This is a genomic window from Mesorhizobium vachelliae (assembly GCF_033977325.1).
Lineage (GTDB): Bacteria > Pseudomonadota > Alphaproteobacteria > Rhizobiales > Rhizobiaceae > Mesorhizobium > Mesorhizobium vachelliae.
In genome coordinates this window covers 46,790-65,043 of the sequence record NZ_JAVIIR010000001.1, presented here as the reverse complement: position 1 = coordinate 65,043, position 18,254 = coordinate 46,790, and the positions used below count along the sequence as shown (strand labels likewise).

The 18,254-nt window shown below is 64.8% G+C and carries 17 protein-coding genes; 8 read left to right on the top strand and 9 right to left on the bottom strand.

All coding sequences use genetic code 11. The features are described from left to right. Positions 1-250: 250 nt before the first annotated feature. Together uvrB and RFM41_RS00325 are read right to left on the bottom strand one after the other, a co-directional pair. The gene (gene uvrB / locus RFM41_RS00330) at positions 251-3,379 is read right to left on the bottom strand and encodes an excinuclease ABC subunit UvrB (RefSeq protein ID WP_320245553.1); all 3,129 of its coding nucleotides are present in this window, start codon (positions 3,377-3,379) and stop codon (positions 251-253) included. A 99-nt stretch (positions 3,380-3,478) separates the two neighbouring features. Then, positions 3,479-4,408, bottom strand: a complete 930-nt coding sequence (locus RFM41_RS00325; RefSeq protein ID WP_320245552.1) for a LysR substrate-binding domain-containing protein — start codon at positions 4,406-4,408, stop codon at positions 3,479-3,481. Between the two features lie 103 nt (positions 4,409-4,511). Between RFM41_RS00325 and RFM41_RS00320 the strand changes: the two genes are divergently transcribed. Together RFM41_RS00320 and RFM41_RS00315 are read left to right on the top strand one after the other, a co-directional pair. After that, positions 4,512-5,735, top strand: a complete 1,224-nt coding sequence (locus RFM41_RS00320; RefSeq protein ID WP_320245551.1) for a clavaminate synthase family protein — start codon at positions 4,512-4,514, stop codon at positions 5,733-5,735. Between the two features lie 76 nt (positions 5,736-5,811). Next, positions 5,812-6,855, top strand: coding sequence for a CapA family protein (locus RFM41_RS00315; RefSeq protein ID WP_320245550.1), 1,044 nt, complete (start codon positions 5,812-5,814; stop codon positions 6,853-6,855). Positions 6,856-6,999: 144 nt separating this feature from the next. On the opposite strand, the gene RFM41_RS00310 is transcribed toward RFM41_RS00315, so the two are convergent. Continuing rightward, the gene (locus tag RFM41_RS00310) at positions 7,000-7,482 is read right to left on the bottom strand and encodes a YegJ family protein (RefSeq protein ID WP_320245549.1); all 483 of its coding nucleotides are present in this window, start codon (positions 7,480-7,482) and stop codon (positions 7,000-7,002) included. Between the two features lie 228 nt (positions 7,483-7,710). Between RFM41_RS00310 and RFM41_RS00305 the strand changes: the two genes are divergently transcribed. Then, positions 7,711-8,337 (top strand): hypothetical protein, encoded by a 627-nt coding sequence (locus RFM41_RS00305; protein WP_320245548.1) that lies wholly within the window; start codon positions 7,711-7,713, stop codon positions 8,335-8,337. Positions 8,338-8,342: 5 nt separating this feature from the next. On the opposite strand, the gene RFM41_RS00300 is transcribed toward RFM41_RS00305, so the two are convergent. Next, positions 8,343-8,858: a hypothetical protein gene (locus RFM41_RS00300; protein ID WP_320245547.1), complete on the bottom strand. Its 516-nt coding sequence runs from the start codon at positions 8,856-8,858 to the stop codon at positions 8,343-8,345. Positions 8,859-9,716: 858 nt separating this feature from the next. Between RFM41_RS00300 and RFM41_RS00295 the strand changes: the two genes are divergently transcribed. After that, complete coding sequence (locus tag RFM41_RS00295; protein ID WP_320245546.1) at positions 9,717-10,655, top strand: diacylglycerol/lipid kinase family protein; 939 nt, start codon at positions 9,717-9,719, stop codon at positions 10,653-10,655. Positions 10,656-10,728: 73 nt separating this feature from the next. On the opposite strand, the gene RFM41_RS00290 is transcribed toward RFM41_RS00295, so the two are convergent. The 3 genes from RFM41_RS00290 to RFM41_RS00280 are packed head-to-tail and all read right to left on the bottom strand — an operon-like array spanning position 10,729 to position 14,467. After that, entirely contained in the window at positions 10,729-11,646 is a 918-nt protein-coding gene (locus RFM41_RS00290) for an NAD(P)-dependent oxidoreductase (RefSeq protein WP_320245545.1), read from the bottom strand. Next, complete coding sequence (locus RFM41_RS00285) at positions 11,643-12,854, bottom strand: mandelate racemase/muconate lactonizing enzyme family protein (RefSeq protein ID WP_320245544.1); 1,212 nt, start codon at positions 12,852-12,854, stop codon at positions 11,643-11,645. The genes RFM41_RS00290 and RFM41_RS00285 overlap by 4 nt, the downstream gene beginning before the upstream one ends. Then, a complete protein-coding gene (locus RFM41_RS00280; protein WP_320245543.1) occupies positions 12,851-14,467 on the bottom strand; it encodes a GMC family oxidoreductase in 1,617 nt (538 codons plus the stop codon). The genes RFM41_RS00285 and RFM41_RS00280 overlap by 4 nt, the downstream gene beginning before the upstream one ends. Before the next feature lie 188 nt (positions 14,468-14,655). Here RFM41_RS00280 and RFM41_RS00275 point away from each other — a divergent pair, with 188 nt between their 5' ends. Continuing rightward, positions 14,656-15,051: an acyl-CoA thioesterase gene (locus RFM41_RS00275; protein ID WP_042646168.1), complete on the top strand. Its 396-nt coding sequence runs from the start codon at positions 14,656-14,658 to the stop codon at positions 15,049-15,051. A 118-nt stretch (positions 15,052-15,169) separates the two neighbouring features. Next, positions 15,170-15,373, top strand: a complete 204-nt coding sequence (locus RFM41_RS00270) for a hypothetical protein (RefSeq protein ID WP_320245542.1) — start codon at positions 15,170-15,172, stop codon at positions 15,371-15,373. 169 nt (positions 15,374-15,542) lie between these two features. Here RFM41_RS00270 and RFM41_RS00265 read toward each other — a convergent pair whose 3' ends face one another. Continuing rightward, a complete protein-coding gene (locus RFM41_RS00265) occupies positions 15,543-15,911 on the bottom strand; it encodes a winged helix-turn-helix transcriptional regulator (RefSeq protein WP_320245541.1) in 369 nt (122 codons plus the stop codon). Between the two features lie 90 nt (positions 15,912-16,001). Here RFM41_RS00265 and RFM41_RS00260 point away from each other — a divergent pair, with 90 nt between their 5' ends. After that, on the top strand, positions 16,002-16,607 hold the full coding sequence (locus RFM41_RS00260) for an NADPH-dependent FMN reductase (RefSeq protein ID WP_320245540.1): 606 nt from the start codon (positions 16,002-16,004) through the stop codon (positions 16,605-16,607). On the opposite strand, the gene RFM41_RS00255 is transcribed toward RFM41_RS00260, so the two are convergent. Further along, entirely contained in the window at positions 16,604-17,161 is a 558-nt protein-coding gene (locus RFM41_RS00255; RefSeq protein ID WP_430691485.1) for a winged helix-turn-helix transcriptional regulator, read from the bottom strand. The genes RFM41_RS00260 and RFM41_RS00255 overlap by 4 nt on opposite strands. On the opposite strand from RFM41_RS00255, the gene RFM41_RS00250 reads away from it, so the two are divergent. After that, positions 17,151-18,158, top strand: coding sequence for a quinone oxidoreductase family protein (locus tag RFM41_RS00250; protein ID WP_320245538.1), 1,008 nt, complete (start codon positions 17,151-17,153; stop codon positions 18,156-18,158). The genes RFM41_RS00255 and RFM41_RS00250 overlap by 11 nt on opposite strands. Positions 18,159-18,254 lie beyond the last annotated feature (96 nt).

Below are 18,254 nucleotides of genomic sequence, written 5' to 3'. Positions count from 1 at the left end.
GGGGTTGGTGGCAAGTGGTTGGGCGATGTCTATAGCCGCAGCGGAGTCGCCGCGTTCCTTCGCGCCCCCCTCTGGCCTGCCGGCCATCTCCCCCACGAGGGGGGAGATTAGCTGTCGCCGACGCCCCGCCAATCGCCGGAGCTGCAAGATGAAAGCCGACGCTGGATCTGCCAATCTCCCCCCAAGTGGGGGAGATGTCCGGCAGGACAGAGGGGGGCGCTGTCCCGCCAGCATTTCGGCAAAATGAAAGCTACTGCCCCGGGCGCCCCGTCTTGCCTGGCCGTCGTTTCTGGCGGCGCTCGTCGGCTGGGTCCTCGTAGGAGCCGATGCCAGAACGCTGGCGGACAATGGGTTTGTCGTCGCGTTCCTTCGCGCCCCCCTCTGTCCTGCCGGACATCTCCCCCACTTGGGGGGAGATCGGCTGGGGCTTCGCCGGCTTCTTTCCCTCGACTGGTTTTTCCGTCCGGCGCACCGTCATCTCGTCGAGGGAATTCTTGCGGAACAGCGGCTTGGTGCGGTCGCCGGGAATGCCGAAGTCGGAGCCATGCGCTTCCTGCGCCGTCTGCTTCTTGAACAGCGAGCGTGACACCGCGCCCGCCGGCGTCGCCATGTCGGTGCCGGGGCCCATGTCGTCGAGCGAAGGCTTGGCGAAAAGCGGCTTCTTCACCGGCACGGCGCCGTCGGCGCCTATCTCGTCGAGATGCGGCTTGCGGAACATGTTGGGCCGGGCAGCCTTGGCAGCCTCCTCGGCGGCGCGGGCTTCGTCGAGCCTGCGGAACCGCTCCTGCTCCTCGGCCGTACGATGTTTGGCCACGCCCTTGTTGTGCTTGCCCTTTTCTCGGCCTGACGCGGGACTCTGGCTTTCGACCTCGCGCGCCAGCGGGTCATCGGAGATGGCAAGCTCCATCTCGCGGAGCCGCTTGATCTCGTCGCGGATGCGGGCGGCCTTCTCGAAGTCGAGATTGGCGGCGGCATCGCGCATCTGCTTGTCCAGCGCCTCGAGATGGGTCTTGAGGTTGTTGCCGATCATGGCGCCGGCGTCGTCGGTGAATTGCGAGATGTCGGCGCGGACATGGTCCTTCTCGTAGACCGAGTCGAGAATGTCGGCGATGCGCGACTTGACCGATTCCGGCGTGATGCCGTTGGCCGCGTTCCACTCCATCTGCTTCTCGCGGCGGCGGTTGGTTTCCGCCATCGCCCGCTCCATCGAGCCGGTGATCTGGTCGGCGTAGAGGATGACCTTGCCGTCGACATTGCGGGCGGCGCGGCCGATGGTCTGGATCAGCGAGGTCTCCGAGCGCAAAAAACCTTCCTTGTCGGCATCGAGGATGGCGACGAAACCGCATTCGGGAATGTCGAGGCCTTCGCGCAGCAGGTTGATGCCGACCAGCACATCGAAGGCGCCGAGGCGCAGGTCGCGCAGAATCTCGATGCGCTCCAGCGTGTCGATGTCGGAGTGCATATAGCGGACGCGGATGCCGTTCTCGTGCAGGTATTCGGTCAGGTCCTCGGCCATGCGCTTGGTCAGCACGGTCACCAGCGTGCGGTAGCCGGCCCGGGTCGTGTCGCGGATCTCGCCGACGACGTCGTCGACCTGGCTCTTGGCCGGGCGCACCTCGACCGGCGGGTCGATCAGACCGGTCGGGCGGATGACCTGCTCGGCGAAGACGCCGCCGGATTGGTCGAGTTCCCAGCCGCCGGGCGTCGCCGAAACCGCGACCGAAAGCGGACGCATGGCGTCCCATTCCTCGAAGCGCAGCGGCCGGTTGTCCATGCAGGAGGGCAGGCGGAAACCATATTCGGCAAGCGTCGCCTTGCGACGGAAGTCGCCGCGATACATGCCGCCGATCTGCGGTACTGTGACGTGGCTTTCATCGATGAAGATCAGCGCATTGTCGGGCACATATTCGAACAAGGTCGGCGGCGGTTCGCCCGGCTGGCGGCCGGTGAGGTAACGCGAATAGTTCTCGATGCCGGCGCAGGAACCGGTCGCCTCCAGCATCTCCAGATCGAAGCGCGTGCGCTGTTCAAGCCGCTGCGCCTCCAGGAGACGCCCAGCCTTTTCAAGCTCTTGCAAGCGATGCTTGAGCTCTTCCTTGATCGACTTGATAGCTTGATTCAAGGTCGGGCGCGGCGTCACATAGTGCGAGTTGGCGTAGATCTTGACGCTCTTCAGCTCGCCGGTCTTCTGCCCGGTCAGCGGATCGAATTCGGTGATCGCCTCGATCTCGTCGCCGAACATCGAGATGCGCCAGGCGCGGTCCTCAAGGTGGGCCGGGAAGATCTCGATCGTATCGCCGCGCACGCGAAACGAGCCGCGCACGAAGTTGATGTCCTGGCGCTTGTATTGCTGGGCGACGAGGTCGGCGAGGAGCGAGCGCTGGTCGAGGCGGTCGCCGACCTGCATCTGGAAGGTCATGGCCGTATAGGTCTCGACCGAGCCGATACCGTAGATGCAGGACACGGAGGCGACGATGATGACGTCGTCGCGCTCGAGCAGCGAGCGCGTCGCCGAGTGGCGCATGCGGTCGATCTGCTCGTTGATCGAGGATTCCTTCTCGATATAGGTGTCGGTGCGGGGAACGTAGGCTTCCGGCTGGTAATAGTCGTAGTAGGAGACGAAATACTCGACCGCGTTCTCGGGGAAGAATTTCTTGAACTCGGCATAGAGCTGCGCGGCCAGGGTCTTGTTGGGCGCCAGGATCAGGGCAGGGCGCTGCGTCTCCTCGATCACCTTGGCCATGGTGAAGGTCTTGCCCGAGCCGGTGACGCCGAGCAGCACCTGGGTGCGGTCGTTCTGGCCGACGCCCTCGACGAGGTCCTTGATGGCGGTCGGCTGGTCGCCGGCGGGCTCGAAATCCGACACCATCTTGATGGCGATGCCACCTTCCGACTTTTCCGGCCGTGCCGGACGGTGTGGTGTCCAGAGCTGGCCGTCCTTGTGCAGCGGATTGCCGGATTCGATCAGCGCCGACAGCGCCGCGACGGTCGCGGTGACGCCGCTGGACGAAACCGACTCGGCGTCCTCCAGGCTGATGTCGAGACCGGCCACCGGATTGAGGCCGGCCGCCGCGCGTTCCTTGGCCGAGGCCGCGCCGCCCATCGATGTGCCGCGCGCGGTGCGCCCCGGCGCCGACGAGCGCTCGGGGATCTTCTTCGGGGCTTTCGCCTTCGGCTGCTTCTCCGCCTCGCGCTCGATCTGCCCGGCCCAATCGGAGATCGAACCGGTCAGCGGCGCGCCGGAAAACTCGGCCTGCGGCGCCTCGGCGAAGCCACCGGGCTTCAATGGCTCGGCGGCGTCGAGGAATTCGGTCAGCGGACTGCGCCGCTTCGGCGCGCCATCTTGCGAAGGCGTCTTCTTGTCAGGATGTTTGGCCATGGCCCGAATATGGGTGGACTCGGCCGAAATGGAAAGAGCCGAGTGAAACGGCGCCGGCCGGGCGCGGATGCTGCTGACAGAAGGCTGTCAGGAGAGGCGTCATGATCCGATGGGACCAGGATAGTCCGCCCCCGCCATGGCAACCGCGGCAAGCGCCGTGGCGACGGCGGCCGCACGGCGGGCTTTCGGTCCGTCCACGGGCCAGACCAGGCGGCGCTTGATGGTCAATGCCGGAACCTCGCGGGCGATCTCGACGAGCTGGCCGGAGCCGAGATGCTCCCTCAGCACCAGTTCGCTGGCAAGCAACGCGCCCATGCCGGAAATCGCGGCCTGCGCTGCCAGGACGGTCAAGGGGAAGCGCGGTCCATGGTCGATGTTCTTGCGCTGGCGGCCGGCTGCGGCGAACCAGTTTGCCCATGTGGGATAGACGTCGTCGCCCATGGTCTGGTCGATATGGAGCAGCGGCAGGCGGTCGAGCGCTGTGGCTGTATCGGAGCGGGTCCCGATCAACGCCGGGGCACAGGCCGGTACCACCCTTTCAGTGAAGAGATCGGCCGATGCGAGGTCCCTGGCCGAACTCTTCCTGTAGCTGATGGCGAGATCGATGCCTTCCTCCAGCATCGAATCCAACGCGATCGACACGACGATGCGCACGTCCAGTCTGCCGAGCGCCGCACGGACCCTGTCGAGGCGTGGTGCCAGCCAAAGCGAAGAGAAAGAGGGATCGGCGGCGATGGTGAAGGTATCGGCGCGGCGCTCGAAACGCAGCCGCCGCAGCCCGGAGGCCAGCGCGTCGAAGCCGCGGTCGATGTCGGGTAGCGCCGCTTCGGCGATGCGTGTGAGCGCGATGCCGTTGCCCTCGCGCCTGACCAGCTTGACGCCAAGCCGATCCTCCAGCTGCCGCAACTGATGACCGACCGCGCCCGGCGTGACGCCGAGCTCGTCGGCGGCGCGCGTGAGGCTGCCGGTGCGCGCGGCGGCGACCAGCGCCCGCAAGGCCGACAACGGAAGGTCGCGAAGAAGCGTCATGGATTGAGCTTACCTCAAAACTTTCGAAAGCAAACTCGTTTGCAAGACGGGTCGTCGCGGACCTAGCCTTGTTGATGTCAGCTCAATCCAATGAAGGCTCGCCATGCTCGATAGACAAACGCAGTCAGTTCCCGCCGATGAAGCTCTTGCGACGCAGCGCTCCTTGCGTTCGGTACGCATCGAAGGGACACGCATCGCGGTCGAATTCGATGACGGCAGCGCAGGCCGGCTATCGATGCGGTGGCTGCGGCTTGCCTGCGAATGCGAGATATGCGGCGACACCGCTTCCGGGAAGCGCTGGCTGACGCCGGCCGACGTTCCCGCCGATATCCGTGCGGCTTCGATTGAAATCTCGTCCGACGGGACGATGGATGTGGTCTGGCAGAGCGGCCATGCCTCGCGCTTCGCAGCGGGCTTCCTTGCCGCTCATGCCGGGCAGGCTGCAGGTCTTGGCGCGCCACGCTTTCAGCCGGAACTGTGGAGCAGCGATCTCGCGACGCGGCTGGGCCGTTTCGCCTTCGATGCCGTGGTCGAGGACGACGAGGCGCTGTTCCACTCGCTGCGCGCCCTGCGCGACCACGGCATCGCCATGCTGACGGGCGTGCCGGCAGAGCCCGAGGCGACGCTGCGCGTCGCCGGCCGCTACGGACCCGTGCGCGAGACCAGCTACGGCAAGGTTTTCGATCTCATCTCACGGCCTGACGCCCGGGTGGCTGGAGAGACGGCACGGGCGCAGATCCCGCACACGGACGAGCCGTTCCGCTATTCGCCGCCGGGCTTCATCTTCTTCCACGCCATCAGGACCGGCGCCGGCAGCGGCGGCACGTCTCTGATGGTCGATGGTTTTCAGGTTGCCGAGCTGATGCGCAAGAATACGCCGCATTTGTTCGATCTGTTGACCCGTCATGGCGTCACCTTCCATCGCGAGCATGCCGGCGAGGTGTTCTTCAGCGCCGAGGCGCATGTCATCAGCCTCGACGCGAGCGGCGCCGTCACCGGCATGCGCTTCAACGATCGTTGCCTGGCGCCCCAGGCTGGCGCCATCGAGGAGATCGACGGGCTGATCGAGGCGCTTGCGGAGCTGACGCGGCTGATCTGCGATCCGGCGAACCAGTTCCAGCACCAACTGCAGCCCGGCGAGGTGCTGGTCTTCGACAATCAGCGGGTCCTGCACGGCCGCACCGAATTCGATCCGACACTGGCCGTCCGCCATCTCAGAAGCTGCAATCTCGACCGCGACGGCGTCCACAGCGCCTTCCGCACGCTGGCACGGCGCTTCGCTCCGGAGGAGGCGGAAGCGGTGCTTTATCAGGGGGCTATTTTATAAAGGCGGATCGGATCGCCGGTGCCCCCGCTTCAACCGGCCCGTCAGACAGTCTACACAGGGCAAAAATGGGGGGCCCGTGTCGAACTATCCGCTTGCCTACAAACTGTCGTGGCTACCGCGCCTGCTGAGATCGTCGCTTGCCGGTGACAGGAACGGCTTCGTGGCGCCGACGGCGGCGCTGATCGATCCACTGCCGCTCCGGAAGGTGCGGCTGGCCTTCGTCGGCGACATTTCGGCGGTCGCCAATCGCGACGCGCCGGAATGCGATCCGGTGATCGCCGCGCTGCTTTCTTCCGCCGACCTCGTGGTCGGCAATTGCGAAAGCCCGATCGTCGAACGCCCACGCATGGCGATGGGTGCGTGGCTCGGCACGCATCACGCGATGGGCGAGCGTTTCCTGGCCGATGCGCTGGCAACCGCCGGCATCGCGCGCGACAGGCTCGTGCTGTCGCTCGCCAACAACCATGTGCTCGACCAAGGCATCGCCGGTTTCGAGGAGACGCTCGCGGCGCTGGGCCGGCTCGGGATCCGAACCATAGGCACGGTTGCAGGCGGACCGGTCCAGCATCATGCAGCCGGATCGCTGACGATCGGCTTTGCGGCTTTCACGCTCTGGCGCAACACGGACGCCGCGCCGTTCGAAGAACGCATCTCGATGCATGCCGCCGAATGGCCGCGCGAAGCCGTTTCCGGCATCGACCTCGCCTGCGCCGTGCCGCACTGGGACTGGGAGTTCCGGCATTTTCCTCGGCCGCCGACGCGGGCGCTGGCGAGGCGGCTGGCGGACGATGGCGCCCGGCTGATCGTCGGGCATCACGCCCATGTCGTGCAGCCAATCGAGCGCATCGGCGGCAGCGTGATCGCCTATGGGCTTGGCGATTTCCTCGGAACGGCCTTTGCCAGGCTGCCATGGCCGACACGCGTCGGCTCGATTTTCGTTGTCGATGTCAGCGCCGATCCGGCGACGCGCGGCGCCATCGCCGCCTGCAACATGCATTTCTTCATCCGGCTGCGGGCAGGCAGTCATGAGCGGCTGGTGCCGGTCGAGGCTCTGGATGGAGCGTTCAAGCAGCGGGTCGCTGGCCGGCTAAAGGCGATTTTTCCCACGGCGGAAGCTTAAAGCGCATCGCGATCTTTCAGATTCGCTTCATGCGCTTTAGGTTTTGATTTTACGTATGTCTTTATCCCGAAACCGGTTCCCACTTTCGGGAGACATACTTTTAGAGCGGTTCGCCGTTTCGTGGAACGGCGAACACTCCATCGCTCAGCAGTCGAAGCCGTATTGGGTGCGCATGTACTCGGCTTCTTCCTTGGACATCTTCTTGAGCATCACGCAGACGGTGAAGCTGCCGACCTGATGGCCGTTCCTGGTGTAGCCCCAGTCGGAAATGTCGTCCCTGGTGAATTCGATGTTCTGACCGAGGACGACGTTGCGGACGACTTCCGGCTCATTCGCCAATATGCCGACGAAGCCGGTCTCGGTCCGCTTGAAGGGGATGACCCAGAAATGCTCAGACGCATTTCCATCGACGATCATCACTTTCAGCTTGAACTTGTCGGTCCCCGGCGGCGGAGTGTCGGACAAAGCCAGGAATTCATCGAGGCTCGATCGCGCCTTGGCGATCGCCGCCGCCATCTCGGCGTCGTCGGAAGCGATCATCATCGCCTTGTCGTTGCCTTCCGCCCTGGCATGCAAAGGAGCAAGCGCCAGCAGCAGGCATAGCGCGATACGAATGGCAATTGTCATGACACCCAGTCAAGGCCACTATCTTCCTGTAATATGTCGGCATTATCAATCGGACTGCGGCTCGCGCCAAGCCACCAAAAATCGTCGGCGGACGCCTGCCATTGCGACAGCCATCCGTGGTTTGCGAAATGGCGCACGCCGAGCGTCAGCGGGAAATGATGAGCGGGAACGACCTCGGCTGCCGAAGAAATCGAATATGTCGAGTGGAACGCGCGAAGAGGACAGGACATGCGACTGGGATTGGCGGCTGCGGCGTTCGCCGCGATCATGCTTGGCGCCGGGCCTGCCCGTGCCGAGGACCCGAAGGCGTTCAAGCTGACGATCGATGGCGTGGCGGTCGACATCGATCCGGGTGAGGATGTCGATGTGACGCTTCCCGGCGGCAAGACCAGCAAGGTGCGGCTCGACCACAATGATTTCGCCACCTTCTCCGGAGGCACATTCTCCTTCGTTCATCCGAGCACCAATTCTGTCACCAAGACCGATCTCGGCGACGGCATCGCCCAGTATCTCATGGCTTCGGCGCTCGGCACCCTCGTCGTGGTGCAGAAATACGACAAGATGAACCCGGTCTCGCTCAACCAGCTGATGCTGCAGGAGATGACCAAGGAAACGGTCCAGGCGGGCGGGCAACTGACGCAGCAGCCGACGAGCCGCAAGCTCGCCGACGGCAAGGAACTGACGGGGCTCAAGGCCACCGTCAAGACGCGCACCGACAAAGCGGATTTCGAGATCGTCGGCTTCGGCACCGCCGATCAGGGGCTGCTCTTCATCACGCGCATCGGCGACCAGGACAACGCCACCGAACAGCCGCTGATCGACAAGTTCTGGGAGACCCTCAGGATTAAACTGTAGGCGGGCTACAGCCCCGTCAAACCGGCCAGCCAGTTCGCCGAGCGCTTCGCCGCGTCCACCGTTGCGCCGGCGGCGCGGCTGAGATCGGTCTTGACCACGGCATAGCCGGCCTTGGTGCGGTAAAGCACGGCGCGGCCGCCATCGACCGATCCGTCGAAGGCCACGGGCTTCGCCGATTCCGTTTCGCTGGCCGTCACCGTGCCGCCGACCGGGACGCTCGGGCGATGGTCGAGTTCGGGCGGCAGCGGGGCGATGGTTTCGACGACGCGGTTCCTGGGCTTCAGGTCCGGCGTGGAGGCTTTGGCGGCAAGCTCGGAGGACGAGGCCGAGCCCTTGACGCGGCAGATGCCTGAGACCAGCGGGTAGTTGAAATTGCGCTGGTGCAGCATCTGGCTCTTCATCGCCGCTTCGCAATCGGCGATCGTCGCCCATTTGGCCGGGGTCTCGCCGATATATTCGCACAGCTTGGCGTCGCAGTCGCAGCCGACAATGGTCATGGCGACAAGGGCGGTCTTGATCACGGTCTTGTCCCTTCGAAACTTCTCCCCCGCTCGTATCAATCCATGCCGAACAAGGCGGGATTTGGCCGCGATTGTGAAATGTGGACGACGGGACGTTTCCGAAGGTTGCTCAGCCGGTGACTGTGACCGAAATGCCTCAGTAGCGAATGCCGGGGAGGTGCGGCGCTGGCGCAAGCCGGCGAGGCGGACAGCCCAAAAAGACAGTCGGCGCTGGGATTTCTCCCAGCGCCTCCCTGTCAGATCAGAAACCGGTTAAGGCAGCAACTTCCGTAAAGTCGTCGCGCCAGGCCAGCCTTGATTTTGACGGTCCTGCCCGTCGCCACCCGAAGGCAGCGTCCGTTCCGGACCACGCCGATCTCCGCCCTTGCGAGCTTCGCCCAGCGTGCCATCGAAGGTTTTTCCCGGCCTTCATGGCAGCATCGGTCCGCCGTCGGCGTTGGCACGCTTTCCGCGGCACCCGTAGGTCTCGGCATCCGTCCCTCCAGCTGGCAAGCCTGCTCTCGTTCTGGGCCGTACGGGCCTCAGGAAATCCGCCTTGCGCTTCTGCCTTTCGGCTGGGGCGTTCAGTGGCCGCCTGAGATGGGTTTAACCTACGCCGGGTAAGGGGTTTGGGGAATGCCGGCGAGCCTGTGGATTGCGGGATTATCGGGGATCAATGGCAAAAGCCTCGGAATTCAGCGGCCGAACCCCTTAGACAGCCTGCCCCCGCTTTTTTAGCGACCCTGGATATTGGAGCCTTGCTCCGCCGCCCGGTCCGCGTTTCAATGTCGGCAAAAGAGTTTGGGCCGGCAAAAGACTTCGGGAGCCAGCCAGGACTCCGCCGCGCATCTTGCGCTACGTGCCTCGGGGGAGGTCGGCTTGAAGGTCGGGGTGGTTCTCAATCCGATTGCCGGAGGCGGCAGGCTCAAGCGGCATTGGGCGCAGGCGGCGGCATCGCTCAAGACGAATTTCGGCGATTTCGATTTGCGCGAGACGCAAGCCAGCGGCGACGCCGAGCGGCTGGCGATCGACCTTGCCGCCGGCGGGTGCGAACTGGTGATCGCGGCCGGTGGCGACGGCACCGCCAGCGAGGTGGCCGACGGGCTGCTACAGGCACAATCAGAGACTGGCCATGAAAGCGCGCTTGGACTTCTGCCTTGCGGCACGGGCATCGACTTCGCGCGCGGGCTCGGCATGCCGCGCGGCATAAGCGCCTCGGTCAAGCACATCGCGGATGCCAAGGGCCGGAAGATCGACGCCGGCCGCATCTGCTACATCGACGATCACGGCGCGCTGGCCAGCCGCCACTTCATCAACATCGCCAGCCTCGGCCTGTCCGGCGCGACGGATCGCGCCGTCAATGCCGACAAGCGCAAGGGTAGGATCTCGGTCAAGGCGCTGTTCTTCTGGCGCACGGTGCTGGAGTTCCTCCGCTACCGCTTTCAGGACGTGAGGATCACCATAGACGACGGCGAGCCGGTCGAGGTGCGTATGGCGCTGGTGGCGGTCGCCAACGGCAAGTTCTTCGGCGGCGGCATGATGATCGCACCGGACGCCGACCTGTCGGACGGGCAGTTCGACATCGTCATCGTGCGGGCGGCGAACAAGCTCGGGCTGATCCGCGACATCCGCCTGCTCTATGGCGGCCGGCATCGCAATCATCCGGCCATCACCATCCTGCGCGGCCGCAAGGTGCTGGTCGAGCCATTGGGCGATGCCGAGAAGAACGGCGCGCTGGTCGACATAGACGGCGAGTCGCCGGGCCGGATTCCGGCGACTTTCGAGATCCTGCCCGGCGCGCTGACGCTGCGAGGTTGAATCAACCGGCTGAGAGGCTGATTCAACCGGTGCGGTCAGGCGATTGAAATAGCTGGCTAAATTTTTTGCCGGATTACAGTTCGAGCTTGGCCGGGAAGCCCGGCGCGCGAAGCTCCGTCCCAACCGCATCCTCGAGCAGCTTGACGATCTTGGTCGACCAGGCATCGCCGCCATATTCCTGTCTGCCGACCTGGAAAATCTCGTTGACGAGCGGTGCCAGCATGAGCGGCACGCGGGACTCCCTGGCCATGGCCAATGCGAACCCCAGGTCCTTCAGCGCCAGGTCCATGGTGAAGCCGATGTCGTAGGAACCATTCAGGATGAGCTGGCTTTCGGTCTCGTGGACAAAGCTGTTGCCGGAAGAGGCGACGATGGCGTGGTAGGCTTGGGCGAGGTCGAGCCCGCCCTGATCGGCGAGTATCAATGCCTCGCCGGCGGCGACCAGATGGATGAAGGCGAGCATATTGGTGATCACCTTGATCACCGCCGCCGAGCCGACCGGGCCCATCAGAAAGGACTTTGCGCACATCGCCTCGACGGCCGGGCGATGGCGTTCGTAGAGCGCTGCATCGCCACCGACGAGCGCGGTGATCTTGCCCGCTGCAGCCAGATGCACGCCGCCGGTGACCGGGCATTCGAGCGTCTCGATGCCTTTTTTCGAAGCAAGGGCGGCGAGCCGTAGAATCTCGTCACGGCCATTGGTCGACATCTCGATCCAAGTGCCGCCCGCGGGCAGGCCTTGAAGCAATCCGTCGGGACCGGCGAGCACGGCGTCGCTGACCTTCGGCGAGGGCAGGCAGGTGATCGCGTTGCCGGCGCGGGCAGCGGCTTCCGCCGGGCTCGCCGCCGCCGTGGCGCCGAGCGCGACGAGACGCGCGACCGCCGCCGGGTCGCGGTCGAAGACGGTGACGGCGAAGCCGTTGCGCAGCAAGCTGGCGGCGAGGTTGCCGCCAAGATGGCCAAGCCCGATGAAGGCATAAGCGAGGGTCACGGCATCAACGGCGTCTGCATCATCTGCAGATGCAGGTCCTTGCCGCTATAGGGATGGGCCTCGCAGACCTCCTCGTTGAGCTCGACGCCGAGGCCGGGCTCCTTGGACGGGACGACGTTGCCGTCCTGCCATTCGATCTTCTTCTTGAGCAGCTTTTCGTGGAAGCCATCCCACTGCTTCAGCGATTCCAGGATGAGGAAGTTGGGCAGCGTCACCGCCAGCTGGATGTTGGCGGCGCCGACGATCGGGCCGCAATAGCAGTGCGGCGCCACCTGGATGTGGTAGGCCTCGGCCATGGCCGCGATCTTCTTGGTTTCGAGGATGCCGCCGGAGCGGCCGAGGTCGGGCTGCAGGATGGTGGCGGCGCGGTTCTCGATAACGCGGGCGAACTCGAATTTCGTCGTCAGCCGCTCGCCGGTGGCGATCGGGATCGAGGTGCCGCGAGCGACCTGCGCCATCACCTCCGGCATATCCGGCGGCACCGGTTCCTCGAACCACAGCGGGTCGTAAGGCTCGATGGCGCGCGCCATGCGCAGCGCGCCGGAGGCGGTGAACTGGCCATGGGTGCCAAACAGGATGTCCGCCCTGTTACCGACGGCCTCGCGGATTGCCTTGATCATACGCACCGAAAGATCGATGTCGATCAGGCGCGGCTGGTGGCCGTCATAGGCGGTGTAGGGCCCGGCCGGGTCGAGCTTCACTGCGTTGAAGCCCTGTTCGACATATTCAAGCGCGCAGGCGGCAGCCATATCAGGATCGTTGTAGACGTTCCGGCCACGGGCATCTTCCGAATGGACGCTGCCGGTGTGCGGATAGAGATAGGTGTAGGAGCGCAGCGTCTCATGCACCTGGCCGCCGAGCAGCTTGTAGACCGGCTTGTTCGCCTCCTTGCCGATGATGTCCCAGCAGGCCATTTCCAGCGCCGAGAAGCAGCCCATGCCGGAGACGTCGGGGCGCTGGGTGAAGCCGGAGGAATAGGCGCGGCGGAAGAAATTCTCGATGTCGTGCGGATCGCGTCCGACGAGATAGCGTTCGGCCATGTCCTCGATCATCTTCGCGGTGACATGCGCCGAGAAGGTCGCGTTGTAGGCCTCGCCATAGCCGACCACGCCGCCATCGGTGGTGAGCTTGACGAAGATGAAATATTTGCCGCCGATGCCGGGCGGTGGGTTGCCGACAACCCAGGTCTTGACGTCGGTGATCTTCATTTGTGGTCCTCCAGAACCAGGTCGGCGCCTTTCCATCCGGTCAGGATCGAGGCGGCGTTGGTGTTGCCCGTGATGTTGTCGGGGAAGATTGAAGCGTCGATGACGCGCAAGGCCTCCAGTCCGTGCACTTTCAGCCGGGGATCGACCACGGCGCGCGACGCGTCCGGCCCCATGCGGCAGGTCGAGACCGGGTGATAGACGGTGCCCGAGCGCTTCCTGAAATCATGGACGAGGTCGGCGTCGGATTGGATCGAAGGGCCGGGCAGAACCTCTTCCTCGATGATCTCGGCCATCGCCGGCATCGAGGCGATCCTGCGCACGAACTTCACCGCCGCCAGCATCTCGTCGACATCGGCATTGGTCGAATAGGCGTTGGGCGTGATCCTCGGATAGTCGCGCGGATTGTTCGTGCGGATCATGATCTCGCCGCGGCTCGACGGGCGGCAGTTGGACAGGCCGATGGAAAAACCCGGCCACGGGTCGGGCGTCAGGATCGGACGCTCGCCGCTCTTCGGGATGACGGTCGAGAAGGCCTGGAAATAGAGCTGCATGTTCGGCCGCGTCATCGACGGGTCGGTGCGGAAGAAGCCGCCGGCATTGTTCATCGACAGCGACAGCGGACCGGAGCGCAAGAGGATGTACTGCATGCCGACGAGCAGCTTGCCCCACCAAGGGCGCAGGACCTGGTTCAGCGTCGGCAGCTTGCCCTTGAAGGTATAGTTGATGCCGACATGGTCCTGCAGGTTCGCGCCGACATTGTCGTTGGCGTGGACGACCGGGATGCCGAGATTGCCGAGCAACGCCGACGGTCCGACGCCGGAAAGCTGCAGCAACTGCGGCGAGTTGATCGAGCCGCCCGAAAGGATCACCTCGCGGCCGGCGCGCGCCGTCTTCTTCTCGCCATTCTGCTCATATTCGACGCCGACGGCGCGCTTGCCCTCGAACAGGATCTTCGTCGCCAGCGCGTTGGTCTCGACATGGACGTTGGCGCGCTTCATCGCCGGCCGTAGGAAGGCGCGGGCGGCCGACATGCGGCGGCCGTTCCTGGTCGTGATCTGGTAGACGCCGACGCCTTCCTGGGAGGCGCCGTTGAAGTCCGGATTGAACGGCAGGCCCGCCTGTCCGGCGGCGGCCAGGTAGCGCTTGGTCAGCGGATGCACGGCGCGCGAACAATCGGTGACGTGCAAGGGGCCGCCGACGCCGCGCCACTGGTCGGCGCCGGCCGCGTTGTCCTCCATCGCCTTGAAGGAGGGCAGGATCTCTTCGTAACTCCAACCGGGATTTCCGGCGGCGGCCCAGGCATCGAAATCCTCTCGCGCGCCGCGGATGAAGACCATGGCGTTGATCGAGCTCGAGCCGCCGAGCAGCTTGCCGCGCGGCCAGTGGTCAGCGTTACCGGCAAGGCCGGGATCCGGCTCGGTCTTGTAGTTCCAGTTGACGGCCGGGTCGAAGAAGGTCTTGCCATAGCCAAGCGGCATCTGGACGTAGAAGCGGCGGTCGGTTCCGCCGGCCTCCAGCACCAGCACCGAGAAACGGCCGGAAGCCGACAATTTGTCCGCGACGACCGAGCCGGCCGAGCCGGAGCCGACAATGATGAAATCGTAAGTCTGCATGGTGGGCGAGCGGGCTCCGCAATGTCGGGCTTACCCTAGACATTGGCGGCTTGCGGCGTCGCCGTGGCTTCCGGCATGGCTTGTGAAAAAAGCGACCGGCGCGGTGGCGCACATTTCGCTTTCACCAGAGCTTGCGACATGGCGGTCGCATTGATACGCAACAGCTGCTGACCTTTAAGGATTTCGCCATGGTGCATTACGCGGACGGAAAACCCCTTGGCGATCTCACGCTACGGACGCTCGCCATGCCGTCCGACGCCAATGCCGCCGGCGATATCTTCGGCGGCTGGGTGATGGCGCAGATGGACCTTGCCTGCGGCATCCGCGCCGCCGAGCGCGCCAAGGGCAGGGTGGTCACCGCCGCGGTCAAGGAGATGTCCTTCGCCAAGCCGATGAAGATCGGCGACACGCTCTGCATCTACACCCATGTCGAGCGCGTCGGCCGCACCTCGATGGTGCTCAAGGTCGAGGCCTGGGCACAGCGCTACCTTTCCGACCTGATGGAGAAGGTCACCCATGCCGATTTCGTCATGGTAGCGCTCGACGGCGAAGGCAAGCCGAAGCCGGTTCCGGCCGAGAGCTGACGGGACACCGATTCTCCCTACGCCTGCCGTTTTGTAACAACACCCGTGCGCGAGGTCCGCTTCGCGACATCCAATGGTTGCCTTCGCGCCCCAGTTTGAGGGCGCGAGGGGGAAAACAATGCGTCAACACATGCTGAACGGCTGGCTCGTCGCAGCCCTTATTGCTCTGGTCTGCCTGCTCGGCATAACGGCCTATATGGAGGTCAGGAAAGACCTTCCCCGTGTCGCCTGCATGCGGGACCACGCGGTGGCCGGCAGGAGGGCCGCGCAGCCGGAGAATTGCTCGACGGCGTGCTGCGGCAGCACCGCTCCAAGCGCTTGATCGGTGGCCGGCTAAAGACAGTCATCCTTGCCGAGGCGGGTGCGCAGCGACGCCTAAGAGGCTGCCGACGAGGCTGCGGCGGATCGGATCAAAGCGGAACGCTAGACAGGGCCGGCGCCGGGCCGCCCGGTTCACCCAATGGTTCAGAAACCATTGAACTACAAGGGTTTCAGGCCTGCTGGCTATCGAATTTCGCGCGCGCTTCGCGGACCCGATTGGTGTTCTTGCGGGCCCATTCGCCGAGCGCGCCGACCGGCACGAGCAGCTCATGACCGAGCTCGGTCAGCTCGTAGTCGACGCGTGGCGGAATGGTCGGAAACACTTTTCGCGTCACGAACCCATCGCGTTCCAAGCCGCGCAAGGTGGTGGTCAGCATCTTTTGCGAAATGCCGCCGACGGCGGCGCGCAATTCGTTGAAGCGCAACGGCCCGTCGCCCAGCTTGCCGACCACGAGCACGGTCCATTTGTCGCCGACCCGCTGCAGGATTTCCGACACGGCTCGGCAGTCCTCGGTGATGTGCGGGTGCCTCAGTAACAAAAACGTGCCTCCTTGCGCGCCAAGTTGTCAGTATCACATATAGCGCCGGTATCCAAACGATACCAGAAATTCCCGCAAGGAGAGCCCCTTATGTCCAAGCCCAAAATCGCCATTGTCGTCGGTTCGACGCGCGCCGCCCGCTTCGCCGACGTGCCGACGCAGTGGATTGCCAAGATCGCCAAGGCGCATGCCGATATCGACGTCGAGATCGTCGACCTGCGCGAGTGGCCGCTGCCCTTCTTCGACGAGGTCGCTTCCTCCGCCTGGGTGCCGTCGCAGAACGAGGTGGCGCAGCGCTGGCAGAAGAAGGTCGCCGAGTTCGACGGCTTCATCTTCACCGCCGCCGAATACAATCACGCGCCGACCGGTGTCTTGAAGAACGCCATCGATTACGCCGCCAATGAATGGAACAAGAAGCCGGCCGGCTTTGTCGGCTATGGCTCGGTCGGCGGCGCGCGCGCGGTCGAACAGCTCCGCCTGATCGCCGTCGAATTGCAGATGGCGCCGGTCAAGTCGGCCGTCCATATCGCCTGGGGCGATTTCCTTGCGGTTCGCCAGGGCGAGAAGAAGCTCGAGGACATCGAGCACCTGAACCAGGCCGCCGCCGCGCTGGTCAACGACGTTGCCTGGTGGGCCAAGGTGTTGAAGGCCGCCCGCGCCGCCGACGCGATCACCGGCGAAGCCCAGGCCGCTTAAAGAATTTGCGTGGTACTATCCTCCCGAGGGGCGGCGCTTGCGCCGCCCTTTTTTAATTGGCCGAAGCCCCCGGTGGCAGGCCTCGGCCTGATGATGCAGTCGGCAAGATGCGCCCGCTCGTCGAGCGCGTCGGCGTGGTGCTGGCCCCATTGGCAAAGCGCCAGCAGGATGGGCTCGAGGCTGAGGCCGAGCGTCGTCGCGCAATATTCGACGCGCGCCGGGATCTCGGCGAAGATCTCGCGGCTGACCAGGCCGTGCTCCTCCATCTCGCGCAGCTGGTCGATCAGCACCTTCTGGGTGATGCCGGGCATCAGCGCCTTGAGCGCGGAAAGCCGGTGCGGACCATCGAACAGATGATAGAGGATCACCGCTTTCCAGCGGCCCGAGATCACCTTCAGCGCGCGTTCCGCAGGCAGCATCGGCAATCGCTTTATTGTGCGGGCCATGGTCACCTCCTGGTGTGCAGCGGACAAATCCGTGTGTAGCGGCGACTGCGCAGATAGTGGCAAAGGGCGGCCGACGCCATAGCGATCGGAGCCTGTCATGAAAGCCATCCAGTTCAGCCGTTTCGGCGGCCCGGAGGTGTTTGAAGTCGTCGACATGCCGACGCCCGTCGCGGGACCTGGCGAGGTGCTGGTCAAGGTCGCAGCCGCCGGCATCAACTTCTTCGAAGTGCTGATGCGCGCGGACCGCTATGCGGTCACGCCGAGCCTGCCGGTCTTTCCCGGGGTCGAAGTCGCCGGCACTGTCGAGGCGCTGGGCGAAGGCGTCGATCCGGGCCTGTCGGGACGCCGCGTCGCGGCGCCGCTGTTCGTCTCGGCCCGGCCATTCGGCGGCTATGCCGAGTATGTGGCGATCGATGCCGGCCTCGTCGTGCCGCTGCCGGATGCGCTTTCGTTTGAAGATGCGACCGCCTTGATGGTGCAGGGGCTGACCGCCTCGCACCTTTTGCGGCAAAGCCCGCCGGCCGGCAGGATTGTGCTGGTTCCCGCGGCAGCCGGCGGCGTCGGCTCACTGCTTGTCCAACTGGCCAAAGGGCAGGGCGCTCGTCGCGTCATCGCGTTGGCCGGCGGCAAGGCCAGGCGCGATTTCGCTCTGTCGCTCGGTGCCGATACGGCAATCGATACCAGCGAAGCGGACTGGCCTGCGCGAGTCCGCGAAGCGAGCGACGGCTTGGGTGCCGGCATCGTCTACGACACCGTCGGCGGCGCGTTGACCAGGGAGTTCCTCGATCTCCTGGCGCCCGGCGGCGAGTTGGTGTTCGCGGCGCTCGGCCGCTTTCATCTGTCGGCTCCGGACATCGAAGCGATGATCGGCCGCAATCAGTCGCTCAAGGGCTTTGCCCTGCTGCCGCTCTTGTCGGCGGATAGTCTCAAGGCCAGTCTCGGCGCGTTGTTCGAGCTGGCGTCGACCGGCCGGCTGAAGGTGGTGATCGGTGGCCGCTTTCCGCTGCATCAGGCAGGCGAGGCGCATCGATTGCTCGAAGAGCGTCGCGCCACCGGCAAGGTCGTGCTGCTGCCTGGCGATGACTTCGTCACGCCTGACCGATGACTTCGTCACGCCTAACCGATGACTTCGTCGGCAGCGCTTTCCCAGCACGTGGCAGCGGGTCGCTCACGACTTTGTGTCGGCCGGGTTCCCAAGCCA

What these genes read in the sequence shown, in the direction of transcription:
- RFM41_RS00255 (WP_430691485.1), bottom strand. Translation starts at nt 17,161, where the DNA reads ATGGCTTTCATGACAGGCTCCGATCGCTATGGCGTCGGCCGCCCTTTG.
- RFM41_RS00310 (WP_320245549.1), bottom strand. Translation starts at nt 7,482, where the DNA reads ATGACAATTGCCATTCGTATCGCGCTATGCCTGCTGCTGGCGCTTGCT.
- uvrB (WP_320245553.1), bottom strand. Translation starts at nt 3,379, where the DNA reads ATGGCCAAACATCCTGACAAGAAGACGCCTTCGCAAGATGGCGCGCCG.
- RFM41_RS00305 (WP_320245548.1), top strand. Translation starts at nt 7,711, where the DNA reads ATGCGACTGGGATTGGCGGCTGCGGCGTTCGCCGCGATCATGCTTGGC.
- RFM41_RS00250 (WP_320245538.1), top strand. Translation starts at nt 17,151, where the DNA reads ATGAAAGCCATCCAGTTCAGCCGTTTCGGCGGCCCGGAGGTGTTTGAA.
- RFM41_RS00320 (WP_320245551.1), top strand. Translation starts at nt 4,512, where the DNA reads ATGCTCGATAGACAAACGCAGTCAGTTCCCGCCGATGAAGCTCTTGCG.
- RFM41_RS00270 (WP_320245542.1), top strand. Translation starts at nt 15,170, where the DNA reads ATGCGTCAACACATGCTGAACGGCTGGCTCGTCGCAGCCCTTATTGCT.
- RFM41_RS00280 (WP_320245543.1), bottom strand. Translation starts at nt 14,467, where the DNA reads ATGCAGACTTACGATTTCATCATTGTCGGCTCCGGCTCGGCCGGCTCG.
- RFM41_RS00260 (WP_320245540.1), top strand. Translation starts at nt 16,002, where the DNA reads ATGTCCAAGCCCAAAATCGCCATTGTCGTCGGTTCGACGCGCGCCGCC.
- RFM41_RS00285 (WP_320245544.1), bottom strand. Translation starts at nt 12,854, where the DNA reads ATGAAGATCACCGACGTCAAGACCTGGGTTGTCGGCAACCCACCGCCC.
- RFM41_RS00325 (WP_320245552.1), bottom strand. Translation starts at nt 4,408, where the DNA reads ATGACGCTTCTTCGCGACCTTCCGTTGTCGGCCTTGCGGGCGCTGGTC.
- RFM41_RS00275 (WP_042646168.1), top strand. Translation starts at nt 14,656, where the DNA reads ATGGTGCATTACGCGGACGGAAAACCCCTTGGCGATCTCACGCTACGG.